The 16488-nt window shown below is 70.8% G+C and carries 11 protein-coding genes and 1 pseudogene; 4 read left to right on the forward strand and 8 right to left on the reverse strand.

Features of this window, described 5'->3' with window-relative positions; all coding sequences use genetic code 11:
- A pseudogene (locus VFV21_RS12405) lies at positions 1–299 on the reverse strand (hypothetical protein); the annotation flags it as partial.
- 114 nt (positions 300–413) lie between these two features.
- On the opposite strand from VFV21_RS12405, the gene VFV21_RS12410 reads away from it, so the two are divergent.
- The 4 genes from VFV21_RS12410 (at position 414) to VFV21_RS12425 (ending at position 4374) form a co-directional block, all read left to right on the forward strand.
- A complete protein-coding gene (locus VFV21_RS12410) occupies positions 414–1736 on the forward strand; it encodes a tryptophan--tRNA ligase (protein WP_329669732.1) in 1323 nt (440 codons plus the stop codon).
- Complete coding sequence (locus VFV21_RS12415) at positions 1736–2047, forward strand: hypothetical protein (protein WP_414638580.1); 312 nt, start codon at positions 1736–1738, stop codon at positions 2045–2047. Before VFV21_RS12410 ends, VFV21_RS12415 begins: the two co-directional genes overlap by 1 nt.
- A 54-nt stretch (positions 2048–2101) precedes the next feature.
- Complete coding sequence (locus VFV21_RS12420) at positions 2102–3187, forward strand: sensor domain-containing diguanylate cyclase (protein WP_329669733.1); 1086 nt, start codon at positions 2102–2104, stop codon at positions 3185–3187.
- 89 nt (positions 3188–3276) lie between these two features.
- Complete coding sequence (locus VFV21_RS12425) at positions 3277–4374, forward strand: sensor domain-containing diguanylate cyclase (protein ID WP_329669734.1); 1098 nt, start codon at positions 3277–3279, stop codon at positions 4372–4374.
- Positions 4375–4408: 34 nt separating this feature from the next.
- Here VFV21_RS12425 and VFV21_RS12430 read toward each other — a convergent pair whose 3' ends face one another.
- The 7 genes from VFV21_RS12430 to VFV21_RS12460 form a co-directional block, all read right to left on the reverse strand.
- The gene (locus VFV21_RS12430) at positions 4409–4798 is read right to left on the reverse strand and encodes a VOC family protein (RefSeq protein WP_329669735.1); all 390 of its coding nucleotides are present in this window, start codon (positions 4796–4798) and stop codon (positions 4409–4411) included.
- Position 4799: 1 nt separating this feature from the next.
- On the reverse strand, positions 4800–6167 hold the full coding sequence (locus tag VFV21_RS12435) for a dihydrolipoamide acetyltransferase family protein (RefSeq protein ID WP_329669736.1): 1368 nt from the start codon (positions 6165–6167) through the stop codon (positions 4800–4802).
- 3 nt (positions 6168–6170) lie between these two features.
- Positions 6171–6506 carry an SH3 domain-containing protein gene (locus tag VFV21_RS12440; RefSeq protein ID WP_329669737.1) on the reverse strand — a complete coding sequence of 112 codons (336 nt, stop codon included), beginning with the start codon at positions 6504–6506 and terminating at the stop codon, positions 6171–6173.
- A 3-nt stretch (positions 6507–6509) separates the two neighbouring features.
- Positions 6510–7490 (reverse strand): alpha-ketoacid dehydrogenase subunit beta, encoded by a 981-nt coding sequence (locus VFV21_RS12445; protein ID WP_329669738.1) that lies wholly within the window; start codon positions 7488–7490, stop codon positions 6510–6512.
- Entirely contained in the window at positions 7490–8563 is a 1074-nt protein-coding gene (gene pdhA / locus VFV21_RS12450; protein WP_329669739.1) for a pyruvate dehydrogenase (acetyl-transferring) E1 component subunit alpha, read from the reverse strand. The genes VFV21_RS12445 and pdhA overlap by 1 nt, the downstream gene beginning before the upstream one ends.
- An 81-nt stretch (positions 8564–8644) precedes the next feature.
- On the reverse strand, positions 8645–13150 hold the full coding sequence (locus tag VFV21_RS12455) for a hypothetical protein (RefSeq protein ID WP_329669740.1): 4506 nt from the start codon (positions 13148–13150) through the stop codon (positions 8645–8647).
- A gap of 121 nt (positions 13151–13271) precedes the next feature.
- Positions 13272–16427 carry a lamin tail domain-containing protein gene (locus VFV21_RS12460; RefSeq protein ID WP_329669741.1) on the reverse strand — a complete coding sequence of 1052 codons (3156 nt, stop codon included), beginning with the start codon at positions 16425–16427 and terminating at the stop codon, positions 13272–13274.
- Positions 16428–16488: the final 61 nt, after the last annotated feature.

Genomic DNA, 16488 nt, shown 5'->3' on the forward strand with positions numbered 1-16488 from the left:
TAGCCGCCCTGGCCGGTATCGGCGGTCTGGCCCGAGATCGCGTTGACGCCGTCCACGCTCAGCACCACCAGGACGCGCCGCGGGCTGCGGTTGGTGAGGCGCACCGCATAGCGGTGGCCGGGCGTGCCGGGCACCCAGACCTGGCCGCGGGCCGGGTACTGCGGCAGCTCGTGGCCGGCGTCGCGATCGACAAGCGACAGCTCGACGGGGCCGTGCGCGCGGTAGGACTGCGCCGGGGCGGCGCCCGCGGCGGCGAGCAGCAGGGTGGTGGCGAGGAGGAGGCGGGTGCGTGCGGTCATGGCGGCGTGCCGGTGGAAGGTGGTCGAACTAACGCACGGGATGGCTTAACGGGGTCGGCACAGCCGCCGGGAAGCGCGCGCTAAACTCGCGGCCCGCAGGCTTTCCATTCAGCAATGACCCGCACCCGCGTCCTCACCGGCATCACCACGTCGGGCACGCCGCACCTGGGCAACTACGCCGGCGCGATCCGCCCCGCGATCGCCGCCAGCCGCCGCCCCGGCGTCGAGAGCTTCTATTTCCTCGCCGACTACCACGCGCTGATCAAGGTGCAGGACCCGGCGCGCGTGCAGCGCTCGACGCTCGAGATCGCCGCCAGCTGGCTGGCCTGCGGGCTGGAGCCGGACAAGGTGTGGTTCTACCGCCAGTCCGACATCCCCGAGATCCCCGAGCTGACCTGGCTGCTGACCTGCGTGGCCGGCAAGGGCCTGCTCAACCGCGCGCACGCCTACAAGGCGGCGGTGGACCGCAACCGCGAGGCGGGCGAGGACGACGATGCCGGCGTCAGCGCGGGACTGTTCATGTACCCGGTGCTGATGGCCGCCGACATCCTGATGTTCAGGGCGCACTCGGTGCCGGTGGGGCGCGACCAGATCCAGCACATCGAGATGGCGCGCGATTTCGGCGCGCGTTTCAACCATCTGTATGGCGAGCACTTCGTGCTGCCGGAAGCCGCGATCGAGGAGAACGTGGCCACGCTGCCCGGCCTCGACGGCCGCAAGATGAGCAAGAGCTATGACAACACCATCCCGCTGTTCGCGCCACGCGCGGAGCTGAAGAAGCTGATCTTCTCGATCGTCACTGATTCGCGCGCGCCCGGGGAGCCGAAGGACACCGAGGGTTCGGCGCTGTTCCAGCTGCACCAGGCGTTCTCGACGCCGGAGCAGTCCGCCGCGTTCGCGCGCGCCTTCGCCGAAGGCATTGGCTGGGGCGAGGCGAAGCAGGCGCTGTTCGAGCGGATCGACGCCGAAGTGGCGCCGATGCGCGAGAAGTACGAGGCGCTGATGGCCAAGCCCATCGAGATCGAGGCCATCCTTCGCGAGGGCGCCATCAAGGCGCGCCGGATCGCCACGCCGCTACTGGCTGAGCTGCGCCACGCCGTGGGCCTGCGCGACCTGCGCGAGCAGGCGGTCGCGGCGAAGGCCGGCAAGGCCAAGGCGGCGATGCCGCAGTTCAAGCAGTACCGCGAGGCCGACGGTCGCTTCCACTTCAAGCTCGTGGCCGCCGATGGCCGTGAGCTGCTGCTAAGCGACGGCTTCGTGACGCCACGCGAGGCGGGGGAATTCATCGCACGAATGAAGTCAAAGGCATTCATCGAGCAACATGGCTCGATCAAGGGCGCGCCAGCGCTTGGAGACGTCGCCTTCGTTCGCCTCGCCGAAGGGGTGGATTGGGATGTGGTCTTCAGCGAGCTCACCGCGTTTCTGGAGGAAACCTGATGGCCGACATCGCCGACCTCGCGATCCTGCTGTTCCTGCCCTGGTTCGCGATCCTCGCCGCGCTTTACTGGGTCTACCCGCGCACCCTGGCGCGCACGCCGGCGCGGCGCAACTTCGACCTGGCGATGCTGGCGCTGGCGTTCGCGGCCAGCTTCATCGCTGGCCGCTGGGGCTATTCGATCGCCAGCACCAGCATCGAGGCCGGGCCGATCTGGCGCCAGGTGCTGGCCAGCCTGCTGGCCTACAAGGCGTTCCTCGCGGTGATCGCGGTTGCCTGGGCCTGGCGCGGGATGCGCTTCCGCAAGGCTTGATGCCGGGCGGTCGAGACGGCACTCTTCAGGGCAAGACTCCCCCCGGAGGCTGCCATGGTCCGCAGCGTCATTCCCCCCGAACCGGGCGAAGCGCGCCGACTTGCCGCGCTGCGCCGCTACCGCATCCTCGACACGCTGCCCGAGCGCGCCTACGACGACATCGTCCGGCTGGCCAGCACGCTGTGCGGCACGCCGATCTCCACCGTCACCCTGATCGACCTAGACCGGCAGTGGTTCAAGGCCAGCATCGGCACAACCGACCGGGAGAATGCCCGCGAGATCGCGTTCTGCGACCACGCCATCCGCCAGCCGGACGACCTGTTCGTGGTGCGCGATGCGTCCGTGGATCCCCGCTTCATCGACAACCCGCTGGTGACCGCGCCCGGCGGCATCCGCTTCTATGCCGGCATGCCCCTGGTCACCGCCGAGGGCGACGCGCTGGGCACGGTGTGCGTGGTGGACCGCTGCCCGCGCGACCTCAGCCCGGCGCAGCTCGACGGCCTGCGTGCGCTGGGCCGGCAGGTGGTGGCGCTGCTCGAACTCCGGCGGCTCAACCTCGACAGCCAGCGCCTGCTGGCCGAACGCGACCTGCTCAACCAGAGCCTCGTGAGCTACCAGCGCGAGCTCGAGGACCTCAACCAGTCCCTCGACCGGCAGGCCAGCCATGACCACCTCACCGGCCTGGTGAACCGCAGCGGCCTGGACAAGCTCAGGGAGGACGCCCGCGCGGGGCGGGTGCGGTTCAGCGGGCCCTTCACGGTGGCGCTGCTGGACGTGGACCACTTCAAGCGCGTCAACGATGGCTACGGCCACGCCACCGGCGACAGCGTGCTGCGGATCGTGGGTGAGGAAATCCGGCGGGGCGTGCGCGGCGGCGACGTGGCGGCCCGCTACGGCGGCGAGGAGTTCCTGCTGTTCCTGCCCGATACGTCGCCGGATGGCGCGATGGTGGTGGTCGAGCGCATCCGGCAGGCCGTCGCCGCGCGTACCGACGTTGCCGTTCCCGTGACGCTGTCGGCCGGACTGGCCGCGGGCGTGGTCGGCCGCGACCGGGTCGAGGACGTCTTCCAGCGCGCCGACCAGGCGCTCTACCAGGCCAAGGCGCGCGGTCGCGACCGGGTCGAGGCGGCGCAGGACTAGCGGCCGATCGCCCCTCGCCGGGTTAAGGCCGGGGTCATTGCATTGGCGCATGCTGTCCCTACACTGACTCGAACAAGGAGCCGTTCCGAATGAGTGACCCCCTGGCCGCCGCACGGACACTGGACGATCCCGCCGAGCGCGCGCGCCTCGATGCGCTGCACCGCTACCGCATCCTCGACAGCCTGCCCGAACGCGCCTACGACGACATCGTCGCGCTGGCGCGCCAGGTCTGCGGCACGCCCCAGGCGGTGATGACCTTCATCGACGAGGAGCGCCAGTGGTTCAAGGCGTCCCAGGGCATCCAGGGCGAGGAGACCGACCGCAGCATCGCCTTCTGCGACATGGCGATCCGCCAGCCGGACGAGGTGATGGTGGTGACCGACGCGTCCCGGCACCCGGTGTTCAAGGACTATCCGCAGGTCACCGGGCCGGACCACCTGCGTTTCTACGCGGGCGCGCCGATGGTCGCGCCCGGCGGGCATGCGCTGGGCACGGTCTGCGTGGTCGACGTCGAGCCACGCGACCTGACGCCGGAGCAGGAAACCGCGCTGCGGGCCCTGGCGCGCCTGGCCGTGCAGCTGCTCGAGCTGCGGCGCGGCCAGCTTGACGCCCAGCGCCAGCTGGCCGAGCGCGAACTGTTCACCCGCGACCTGCTGCGCTACCAGCGCCAGCTGCAGGACGAGAACTCGGAGCTGGCGAACGAGGCCAACACCGACGCGCTGACCGGGCTGCTCAACCGCACCGGGCTGGAGAAGGCCCGCCAGGACGCGCTGGCGCAGGGCCATGCGGCGGACGCGCCGTACACCGTCGCCGTGCTCGACATCGACTTCTTCAAGCGCATCAACGACACGCTGGGGCATGCGGCTGGCGACGCGGTGCTGCGCATCGTCGGCCAGGAAATCGCCAAGGGCGTGCGCGGCGGCGACATCGCGGTGCGTTACGGCGGCGAGGAGTTCCTGGTGATCATGCCGGGCACCCCGCTGGCGGGCGCGCGCACGGTGGTCGAGCGCATCCGCAGCGAGATCGCCGCGCGGCCGGACCTGCCGATGGCGGTCACCGTTTCCGCGGGCATCGCGACCGGCCTGGCCGGGCGGGATGTCCCGGAGCGCGTCTTCCAGCGCGCCGACCAGGCGCTGTACCGGGCCAAGCGCCGCGGCCGTGACCGGGTCGAGGCCGCCGAGGACTGAGCGGGGAGCCAGGCTCCCGGCGCGATTCGTTCTTTCAGGGGTGGCGGTCGGCGTTGCCGGCGTCGAGCGGCTCGCGCGCCTTGACCACGCAAAAGCGCTGGCCGGTCGGCGCCTGCATCACCACCCAGCGACGATGGCGCGGGCGCGAGGCTTCGGTGGCGCCGAGCGCGGTCAAGCGGGCGACCTCGGCTTCGAGGTCGTCGGTCTCGATGTCCAGGTGCACGCGCGAGGGGTGGTCCACCTTCTGCACTTCGATGTGCAGGCCATGGCGGCTGCCGTCGAGGCGGGCGTACTTGTCCTCGCCGCCTTCGTCCGGATCAAGCACGGGCAGGCCCAGCGCGCGGCTCCAGAACCGCGCCGCCTTGCCCAGCGAGCCGCCCTCGCAATCGATGATGAAGCCCGCGAGGCGGCTGTGATGCGGCACGTCAGTGCGGGCGCTGGAGGTCGTCGAGCAGGGCGCGCAGGAAGCGCGCGGCCTCGCCGCCGGTGCAGGCGCGGTGGTCGAAGGTGAGCGAGATCGGCATCGTGCGGTGCGTCTCCAGCCCGCCGAGCACCGGCACCACCGCGTGGTACAGCCGGCCGGCGCCGACGATGCAGACGCAGGGCGGCACCACCACCGGCGTGGCGTACTTGCCGGCGAAGACACCGAAGTTCGACAGCATCAGGGTGTAGTCGCGCAGGTCTTCCGGGGGCAGGCTGCGGGTGCGCACGCCGTCGCGGATGCGGTTGAGTTCGCCGCGGATCTGCCAGGCGTCGAGCTTCTCGGCGCCGCGCAGGTTGGCCACGAACAGGCCGTCGGGCGAATCGATGGCGATGCCCACGTCCACGCGCGAGTGCCGGCGCAGCGTGCCTTCCTTGGCGTTGAACCAGGAGTTGAGCGCGGGCACCGCCTGCGCGGCCACGCCCAGCGCGCGGATCAGGCGCGCCATGATGTCCTCGCCCGGCGCCCAGGCGTGGATGTCGGCGTCGTCCATCAGCGAGGTCGGCACGACTTCGGCGTGGGCCTGCGACATGGTGCGGATCATGTTGCGCTTCACGCCGCGCACCGGGTCGTCCACGTCCAGCTTCACCTCGCTGTCTGTGGGAGGGACTTTAGTCCCGATGCTCCTCGCGGTGGGCTGCGGCTTCTCGGCCAAAGGCCTCGGAACTGAAGTCCCTCCCACAGGGGTGGGGCGCGGGGCGGGTGCTGCCGGCGCCGGGTTGGCGGCAGCGCGCTTGACGTCCGCCAGCGTCACGTCGCCGTTGGCGCCGCTGGGCGTGACGCGGGCCAGGTCGACCTTGAGCTTCTTCGCCAGCGCGCGCACGGCGGGCATCGCCTTGACGCCGCCGACGGCGATGGCCTGCTCGCTGCGCACGGCGTTGGAGCTTTCCATCGCGCCGACCACGGTGCCCGCGTCGCCTTCCTCCTCCCCTGTAGGAGGGACTTCAGTCCCGATGCTTTCCGCGGGTGGAGCATTCGGGACTGAAGTCCCTCCCACAGGGGCGGCGGCGGGCTTGTGGCTGTGCGAATGCCCGGTGTCCTGGGCGTCCGCGCGCTGCGGCAGCGAGGGGTCGATCTCGACCTCGACCAACCAGTGGCCGGTCTCGATGACGTCACCGGCGCCGCCGGCGAGGCGCAGCACCTTGCCGGAATACGGCGACGGCACTTCCACCACCGCTTTCGCGGTTTCCATCGACACCAGCGGCTCGTCGAGCTTCACGACGTCGCCGACCTTGACCAGCCACTCGACGATCTCGGCGTCGGGCAGGCCCTCGCCCAGGTCGGGCAGCAGGAACAGTTTCTTCTCGCTCATGAACTATTTAATCCCTGGATCGATGTCTAGGTCGCGTTCGGGCAACCATCCGCATTCGCCAATCTGGTTCTCGGCCCACCACCAGCCGCCCGCCAGTTCAAGCAGGTGCACCACGTCCCCGGCATTGGCTTCGAGCTCGCGCGCGTCGTAGTCGCGCACCGCCAGGTCGCCGTCGAGCCGGTCCTGGTGCACCCAGCCGCGCTTGCCGCGGGGGTCGGTGGCCATGATGAACTCGGGCCACTCGGTGTCGCGCTCGCCCAGCACCACGCGCTCGCCGGCCTTGAACGCGATCGGATCGCGGTTCACCGGCCGGTAGTCGCGGCGCAGACGGGCCTGCATGGCTCAGCCCGCCGAAGCCACGCGCTGGGCCGCCGCGACGATCTTGTCGACGCTCGGCAGGTACTTCATTTCCAGCCGGAACAGCGGGATATGGGTGTCGTAGCCGGTGACGCGTTCGACCGGGGCGACCAGGTCGAACATCGACTCCTCCGACAGGCGCGCCGCGATCTCGGCGCCGAAGCCCGCGGTCTTGGCGGCCTCGTGCACGATGACGCAGCGGCCGGTCTTGGCCACGGATTCCTTGATGGTGTCGAAGTCGAGCGGCGTCAGCGTGGCCACGTCGATGACCTCGGCGCTGATGCCCTGTTCGGCCAGCTTGTCGGCGGCTTCCAGCGTTTCCTTCACCTGCGCGCCCCACGTCACCAGCGTGACGTCGCTGCCGTCGCGCAGCACGAAGCACACGTCCAGCGGCAGCGCCTCGCCGTCGTCGGGCACTTCTTCCTTGTACTGCCGGTAGATGCGCTTGGGCTCGAAGAAGATCACCGGGTCGGGGTCGCGGATCGCGGCCAGCAGCAGGCCGTAGGCGCGCTGCGGCGACGACGGCATCACCACGCGCAGGCCCGGCACGTTGGTGAAGATCGACTCGTTGGCTTCGGAATGATGCTCCGGCGCGCGGATGCCGCCGCCCCAGGGCACGCGCAGCACCATCGGGCAGGTCAGCCGGCCGCGGGTGCGGTAGCGGAAGCGGGCGGCGTGGCAGACGATGTGGTCCACCATCGGATACATGAAGCCGTCGAACTGCGCCTCGGCCACCGGCTTGAAGCCCTGCGAGGCCAGGCCGACGGTGAGGCCGGCGATGGTGGTCTCGTCGAGCGGCGTGTCGAGCACGCGCTCGCTGCCGAAGGTTTGCTGCAGGCCGGCGGTGGCGCGGAACACGCCGCCGTTCACGCCCACGTCCTCGCCCAGCACCACCACGGTGTCGTCGTGCTTCATCTCCCAGGCCAGGGCCTGGGTGATCGCTTCGATCAGGGTGATGGCGGCCATCAGCGGCCCTCCCACTGGATCGCGTCGGCGCGCTGGGCTTCCAGCTCGGCCGGCAGCTCGGCGTAGAGATAATCGAACATCGCTTCCACCGGCTGCACCTTGGTCTCGAGGTAGGCGTTCACTTCTTCGTCCACGCGCTTGCCGCACTCCTCCTTCCACGCGGCTTCCTCGGCCTCGCTCCAGACGCCTTCGGAAATCAGGAAGGTGCGCAGGCGCGACATCGGCTCGCGCTCCCAGCCGGCCTTCACCTCGGCGTCGTCGCGGTAGCGGCGGGCGTCGTCGGCGGTGGTGTGGTCGGAGAGCCGGTAGGTGACGAGTTCGAGCACGCTGCCGCCGTGGCCGTTGCGCGCACGCTTGATCGCGTGGTCCATCGCGGCGCGCACCGCGATGATGTCGTTGCCGTCCACCTGCACGCAGTCCAGGCCGCCGGCCAGGCCCTTCTGGGCCAGGGTCTTGGCGCCGGTCTGGGCCTTGCGGGGCACCGAGATCGCCCACTGGTTGTTGATGATGCACAGCACGAAGGGCAGCGTGTACGCGCCCGCGGAGTTGATGGCCGCGTAGGTGTCGGTCTTGGAGCTGCCGCCGTCGCCGACGCAGGTGACCGCCACGCGCGGCTCGCCGCGCAGCTTGAAGGCGAGCGCCGCGCCGGCCGCGTGCAGGCACTGGGTGGCGATCGGCACGCACCAGGGGTAGTCGTGCGGCGGGCCGGAGAAGTCGTTGCCGCGCTCGTCGCCGCCCCAGTACATCAGGATGTCGCGCGGCTTCACGCCGCGGACGATCTGGGCGCCGTACTCGCGGTAGGACGGTGCGAACACGTCGTCGTACTGCATCGCCGTGCCGATGCCGATGTGCGCGGCCTCGTGGCCCAGGCAGCTGGCGTAGGTGCCCAGCTTGCCGGTGCGCTGCAGCGCCACCGCCTTGGTGTCGAAGGTGCGCACGTACAGCATGGTCTTGAACAGTTCGACCAGGTTCTTCCGGTCCTTCGCGAACTCGGGCAGGTCGTCACGCACCAAACGGCCGTCGGGCCCCAGGTACTGCAGGTATTCGATCTCGAAACTGGCAACGGTCGCCATCACGGGCCCTCCCAGGCAGACCCGTTTGATAGCAGCCCCGGACCGGGCGTGGCAAGCGCCGGTCCGGGCGGGAAGGTGAAATCAGCGCGTTGCCGCGCGCGAGGCCGGCGCGCGCGTGGCGGCAGGCGCCGGCACGCGCCGCACACCGTACGCCGGCGTTGGTTTCGGCGCGCCCTTCGCCGACTGCGTGCGGCGGCCATCGACCACGTGCGTCGCGGTGGCGGTGTTGTTGCCGGGCGTGCGGTCGACGGCCAGCGCGGAAGGCGGGTAGCGATGCGTGGCCGACACGCGGATCGGGCGTCCGATCTGGCTGAACTGCGACGCCGGCACTTCCACGCCGATGAAGCTGGGTGCGCCGGTCGCGATCGGCAGGAAGCGAGCGCAGGTCCATTCCTGGACCTCCGTGTCGAAGATCGTCGGGCTGCAAAGCCAGCCGATGCCGTCCGTTACGAGGTTGGCGTAACCCGCGGCGCCCGGCGACTCGATGCGGATCAGCAGTTCGCTGTTGGCGCCAGTCGGCGGGCCGTCGGCGGCGGCGGTGATGGAGAACACCGCCGCTGCCGGGAAGCGGGTGCGCTTGGCCGCGACCTGCGCCGAGAGGTCGACCACCGGCACGACCGGTAGCGTGAAAAGCAAAGCGTTGTTGCTGAGCTGAGGGTCGAGCACGCGACTCTGCAGGCGCAGGCGCAACGTAACGTCACCCGACAGTCCGGTCGAGTCGATGTCCACCGACAGCGGACGCACGACCCGGTCGCCGATGCGATCGCCGAGGCCGCAGTACATCCGCGACAGCCCGCCGCCGACGGCTTCCGCGGGCGCGCAGGCCTGGCTGTCGAAGCCACCGCCCAGTTGTGCCGGCGGCACCGTCGCCTCGACGATCACCACGGCCTCCCGCGCGGTGCTGGGGCCGAGGTTAGCCAGGTCAAAGGCGAGCGAATTCACTTGTGTCGGCTCCAGCCTTACGGGATAAGGCCTCGCCGAGGACCCACAGTTTCTGCCGAGGCACAGGTCGGCCTGCGCGAGGACATTGACCGATCCGGTGGCGAGATTGTTGGCCGGCTTCGCCTCAGGCAGGTCATGGGTGGCCGTGGCCTGAAGCGCCAGCGTGCCGCGGACGGCGATCGCCGGCGACGTGCGGGCGGTGACGGTCATGACCGGATGGTCCAGTCGCACCGGGCAGGCCACCGCGGTGCTGCCGGCCGGCGCGGCGTCGGCGCTGCAGGTGATCGCTCTGCCCACGCTGTCGGAGAACACGATGTCACCCGGCGCCAGCACCGCATCGAGGACGAGGCGCACGCGCGGATTGCGCGGGGAATTGGGTCCGTAATTTTCCACGAGCAACAGGAACGTCGCCAGGCCAGGTTCGGTGACAACACTGCCCGAGGCGGCGTAGATCGCCAGGTCCGTGGTCTGGTCCACCGTGAAGCTCGCCTCGCCGCCATTGTCGGCCGGCACCTGCTCCTCCGAGTCGGAGCTGGCGAGGACGCGGGTGGTGACCGTGTAGTTCTCCAGCCCGGCCCGGTACGGTGGCGTGAACCGAAGCTGGAAACCATAGGTGTACGACGGGAACTCCGGCTGCAGCAGCGGCGAGGTCGTGGTGCAGGCGATGCGCGAACCGGCGCCGTTGGCCACCGGCGGCTGGCAGGCCCAGATATCCGGCGTCTGGCCGAACGCAAGGGTATCGACCTCGCCGATTGCGGCGGGCGGCAGGTCCACCAGGATTTCCAGACGGGCGTTGCGGGCCACGCCGCGGAGGGCGTTGCGTACGGAGAAATACAGGAAGGGCTGGCTCGCGAGGTTGGCGAGCTCCGGCGACACGGACGGCGCCGACACCACCAGGTCGGTGCGGTCCGAGACGCGGCGCGAGGCGGTGGCGACATTGTCCGCGGGCGTGGGGTCGGTGCCGCCGGCCCGGGCCTCGGCCCGCAGGCCGACCACGCGTCCGCCATCGAGCAGCCGGGTGCGGAACGTCAGCCCGATCGCCGCCACTTGCAGGAAGTCGTCGTTCACCGCGGTGCAGGTGAAGCGGCTGCGCCCGGGGGTGATCGCGACACCGGTGTCGCAGGTGACGCCACCGTTCAACAGGTTCAGCGTGACGTCGCTCGCCACCGCGTCCACGTCCATCGTGATCGTCACCGGGCCGGGCGGGTTGAGCGGCCCGCGGTCGACGTAGACGATCCAGCCGCCGGAATCGCCGGGGATGAGGTCGTCGGGGCCGCTGGTCGATGTCAGCCTGACGTTGAGGTCCGCGCGGCCGTCAAAGGCGAAGACGCGGGTCGAGGTGTTGTCCGACAGGTCGGGGTCGTTGTGGCCGCCGCGCAGGGTCGCGGTGAAGGTGGCATTGCGGCCATCCAGCGACAGGTCGGCCGGCACGTGGATCTGGAAGCCGTGGCTCTCGATCATCCGCGGGTTGTTGCAGGCGACGCGGCTGCCACTGGCGGCGGCCTCGACGGCGCCGCAGGTCCAGCCCGGCCATTCGGTGCTCAGGCTCCACTGCCCGGGCGCCAGGCTCGATTCGATCACCAGCTCCAGTGACGGCGCGGGGTCGGGGCCCTGGTTGGTGACGCCGACGTAGAAGATGTTGTCCACGCGCGGGCTGAAGGTGCCCTGCGAGTAGATTTCCACGCGGGTGTCGGCGTCGATGAAGGCGGCCACCGCCAGCCGCGCCATCAGCGGGTCGCGGGCGGAGAAGGTGAAACCGGGGTCGCCGGCGGCGCGCGCGCTGGCCGGGAAGTCGGCGTTCATGCGCGGATGCGCGCTGGTGATCGCGAAGCGGCGGCGCATCGGCGCGTTCACCAGGATGTGGTCTAGCGCGCGGAATTCGCCGCTGTCGTTGGCGTTGTAGCGCGTGTGCGCAGGCGCGAGCTCGGTGAGGTTGTCGAGCGGCGTGGTGAGCGGGCTGGGCATGGCCAGCCAGGTCTCCGCCGCCGGCGCGGGGCGGCCGGTGAGGATGCCCATCACGTCCACGCGGCCGTCGTTGAACGGGTCGGCCTCGAAGCCGCCGAGCATCGCGATCGCTTCGTTGGCATCGGCCTGCTGGCGCGCCTCGACCCACGCAGCGACGCGCGCGGCCTGGCGGGCGCGCCGCGCCATCACGCGATCGCCCGTGGTGGCCCAGCCGGCGCCGCCCGGCGTCAGCGAGGACGCGTCGTAGTCGTCCGCGATCTTCACGTTGACGGCAGTGAACTCGGCCTGGCGACCGCCTGCGTCGGTAAGCCGCAGGCGCGCGGCCAGCGGCGGGCGAACGAACAGCGGCTCACTCGAGCCGTCGGGATTGACGTTGGTGTCTGCCTCCGCGAACGTACCGGCCTCGAGCACCTGCACGCGCGGGCTCAGGCCATCGACGACGTAGCCGGCGACGAGGAAGCCGAGGTCGAGGCCGCTGGCGTCGCTGCCTTCGACCAGCACGGCCTCGTATTGCCGCGGCTCGGGGCAGTAGGTGGTCGGGTTGGTTTCGACCAGCGCGGCGAGATCCTCCAGCACCTGCACGTTCTCGACCCCGCCGACGGCAATGACCTCGGGATTGGCGAGGAAAGTGCACAGGCCGTTGGCGATCTTCGCCAGCCGCGCCTGGTAAACGGCTGGCGCATGCACCGGTTCGTCGCGCAGCGGGTCGTCGCTGGCGTCGTACAGCCCGCCGAGGTCCATCCATACCAGCTTCACTTCGCCCGGGGCGAGGAAAAACGCGCCTTCGCCGCGGTAGCCGGACTCGACCGCCAGCGGCGACTGTGCGTCGAGCAACAGCGCATAGCGAGCGCCGGCGTAGTCGAGCACGCCGACCGCATCGCGCACGCGGTCATTGAGGCCGACCTCGAGCGTGGCGTGGATCGAGCCGCGCTGGCCGTTTCCTTCCACCCTGAGCACCTGCGGGTTGCCGTCGTTCGCCGGCAGGGACTTGCCAGCCGGCGCGGTGGCACCCTCGAGCGGATGCAGGCCCGGTTCGCGGAACGGCAGCGCGTCGGGCGCGACCGACAGGCCTGCCATGGCGTGGAAGATGCCGTTGCCGAACACAACCTGCGTGGCCGGCGACACGTGGCTGCGGGTAGCGCCGACCACCACCAGTTCGGCGGCGTGCACGCGCATGCCTTCCAGCGGCTCCAGCGCATCGAGCCCCGCGTCGGGCGCCAGGGACGCGGGATCAATCAGCAGGGGTGCGGGCAGCGGCTCGCCACTCGCGATCACGAATTGGCTGCTGATATCGACCAGGCGCGTTACGGTGAGCTGGTGCGGGTAATCGTAGGGCTTGACCTCCTCGACCCGGCCGTACACGACGACGCGATCGCCGACGCGCTCCAGGCCCTGCATCTCAACGAACAGGCCTTCGGAGGTTTCGGGCAAGCCGTCGGTGGCGTCATCCGGGGTCTGGATGAAGTAGCCGTCGAGGGTCCTCGCAGTGACGATGCCTTCGACCATCACTTCGATGCCGGCCAGTGGCGACACCAGCCCATCCCCCTGGATCTCGTGGATCGCCGCGGGGATGGTCTCGGCCCGGTCTTCCCCGGCGCCGGGCCTGGCACCCGTGGCGCCCGGCAGCGCCAGGCCAGCAGACAGCAGCAGGCCGGCAGCGGCCAGTCGCGCGATGGACATCTCGTCGGTTCCCCAAAAAAGAAGACCCCGCCGGTGAGGCGGGGTCGTTCACAGCCTTGGGGGGAGTTTACCCACCGGGGCGCCCGGTGGGCGGGAGAAGAAAGATTCTCCCGCCGGCCGGTCAGCGGTTGAACGGGTTCTGCGGCTGGCCGACGATCGTGGCGCTTCCGGTGTCGGCGTTGTTGGCCGGATCCCGGTCGCGGCTGAGCGTGGTCGCGGTGGCTTCCACGCCGACGTCCTGGAAGGCCCCCAGGCGCACGGCGTCCACCTCGAGGCGCAGCCGCTCCATCGCGCCCGGCGCCATGGCCGCGCCGCGGCGGCAGGCGAGCTCGCTGCCGGCTTCGGTCGCCACCGGCGCGTCGCAGGTCCAGCCGCCCATCGGGGCGATCCGCACCCGCGCCGGGACCGCCTCGACCGCGATCACCAGTTCCGGCTGCAGCGCGTCGGCCGACAGCAGGTTGGCCACGGTCACGTCGAAGTGGGCGATGCGGCCGCTGGGCACCGGCTTGCGCGGGCTGTCGACCACCACCGCCAGGTCGGCGTCCAGGAACGCGCCCACGCGCAGCTGGGCCACCAGCGGATCGTGGTCGGAGGTGCGCACCGGCACGGTCGGGTCGGCGGCGTTGTCGGTGGCGAAGTCGCTGTTCACGCGGGCGTGGAAGAGGCGGGCTTCGGCGTTGGCCAGCACGGTGTCGTTCACCAGCGCGTGGTCGAGGGTCTGGATGTTGCCCTCGAACACGTACGAGTAGCGCTCGGCCTCGGGCTTGGTGGTGATGAGGTTCACCAGCGGGCGGGTGACGGCGCTGGGACCGCTGAGCAGCACTTCGTCGGCCGGCGCCGGGGTGCCGCCGATGATGCCCATCACGTCCACGTAGCCGTCGCTGAAATCGAACGCGTTGTAGTCGCCGATCAGCACCAGGTTCGCCGGCGTGGGGTCGGTCTGGATCGCTTCCACCAGCTCCGACAGCATCACCGCCTGCTGCAGGCGCTTGCCGCGCGAGCGGTTGCCGGCGGTGAGCCAGGCATCGCTGCGGGTCGCCAGCGAATTGACGTCGAGCAGCGACAGCGTGTGGTTGAGCAGCACGCGGACCGGGAATTCCTGGCCGTTCTCGCCGGTGACGCGCGCCGCCATCAGCAGCGGCGCGCGGTCGAACAGCACGCCCGAGGCGGTGCTGCCGTCCGGAGCCACCAGCGGCTCGGCGGCGAAGAGTTCGGTGACCGAATCCACCGCCACGCGCGGCGCGCCCCCGGCCACCGACGCGGTCTTGACCAGGAAGCCCAGTCGCTGGCTGCCGCTGTTGGACAGCACGGTGGCGGTGTACTGCGGGTTGTCCGGGCAGGTGCCGAACTCGTTGGTGTTGATGGCCGAGGCCAGGCGGTCGGCCGCGGCCTGGTTGGCGATCTCGACCAGGCCGACGATGTCCGGGTTGCCGAGGTACTGGCAGAACACCTCGGACAGCTTGTCCAGGCGGGTCAGGAAATCGCCGGTGAGGGCGAAGTTCTCGATGTTGTAGCTGCCGATGCGCACCGCGCCGGTCGGCGCCGCGGGCACGGCGCTGACGAAGGCGCCGCCGGTGGCGACGATGCCGCTGTTGTCGCCGAGCAGCAGGGTGAAGTCGCCGCGGTCGTAATACATCACGCCCGCCATGCCCTGCAGCTGGGTGCCGGCATCGAGGTTGAGCGCGGTGCCCGCTTCCAGGCCCAGGCTTTCCACGCGCAGGCGCTCGGGGTTGCGGTCGAAGCGCGGGATGTTGTTCATCGCCGGCAGCGGCACGGCGTCCAGCGCGGCGATGCCGGGCTCGCGCGCGGGGCGCACCGTGGTGGGCAGGGTGACGTAGAAATCGCCGAAGCCATTGGTCGGCCCGACCACGGTGGCCGCGGGCAGCGCGACCCGCATGCCCTGGTAGCGGCCCATGGCGTCGAGCGCGACGCCTTCGGACAGCACCGAGGCATCGATCAGCACCGCCGGCGGCAGCGGGTTGCCGGTCGAGAGCACGCTGAAGCTGCTGCTGCCCAGCTGGGTCAGCGGGTAGCCGTGCGGCGTGCGCGAGAAGCTGGTGATGGTGCCGCCGATGCGCAGGCGGTTGCCGACGGCGGCATCCACCGGCGGGGTGCCGCCGGTGAACACGAACAGGCCTTCGGCGGTCGCTGGATTGCCGTCCTCGTCGCCCGGCGCGCTCTGGATGAAGTAGCCGTTGCTGCGGCGCGCGGTGACGATGCCTTCGGTCAGCACCTGGGTGCCGACGGCCAGCGGCGAGCCGGTGCCGGTGCCCTGGATGTCGGCGATGCGCACTTCCGCGACCACCGACAGCCCGATGCTGGCCTCGCCGGTGCGGGCCTGGGCGTCGCTGATGGAGACCGGCAGCGAGACGGCGCCGGGCTGCGCGACGTCCACGACGGCTTCGTGCGAGAACACGTTGTCGCCGGCGGTCGCATCGCCCTGCAGGCCGTCGTCGCGGAACGCCTGCGACTCGGCGCCGCCAATGGCGGTGAGGTCGGCGGACACCGAGATGTCGGTGGAGTCGGGGTTGCGGCCGGGCGTGACGGTGACCGTGAGCAGGGTGGTGTCGCCGTTCGCGAGGCTGGCCGGGCTGGCGTTGCCGCTGCCGGCCGGATCGGTCGGCTCGGTGCCCAGGGCGCAGGTGTTCACCGCGGTCGCCGTGTTGCGCGGCGCGGGCGCGGCGACGGTGAAGTCGGCGCTGTTGTTGTCGGTGTCGGTGCAGCCGCCGCCGGCGCGGAACGCGGCCGTGGTGTTGCTGGGCGCGGGCGTGCCGCCGCTGCCTTCGAAGAGCGTGGCGGAACCGAAGCCGACGAGGTCGACGATGCGCGCGAGTTCCGGGCTGCCGCAGGGCGCGGGCGTGGCGCCGGTCGCGCCGCAGGCCAGCGGCGCGGTGCCGGTGGCCAGCGCCACCTTGCCGGCGGTGCCGCTGAGGTTCAGCGCGCCGGTGCCGTCCGGCGTGGGCAGGGCCGCGCCGGCGGTGCCGCCGCTGAGCTGGAGCAGGAAGTACTGGCCCGGCTGCAGCGTCACGTCGGGCAGGGTCGCCACGTTGTTGAACGAACCGGTGCTGCTGGCGTACTGCACCGAGAGGCCGTTGAGGGAGGCCGGCACCGGGCCGCGGTTGAAGACCTCGACGAAGTCGCGGTTGAAGGGCGCGCCGGTATTGCCGCCGCCGCCGTAGACCTGGCTGATCGCGAGGTCGGACGCGGCCCAGGCGGGGCTCGCGAGGCACAAGGCGAGGATCGTCGCGGCCAGCGGGCCGCGGTGGGTCGGGTTCATGCGGTGGATCTCCCCAGAGGTGAGCGGTGCTATCGGCGGACAGCCCGCCAAGGGGTCGGAA

Origin of the sequence: Arenimonas sp. (assembly GCF_036275555.1) — a bacterium.
In the GTDB taxonomy this organism is placed as follows: Bacteria; Pseudomonadota; Gammaproteobacteria; order Xanthomonadales; family Xanthomonadaceae; genus Arenimonas.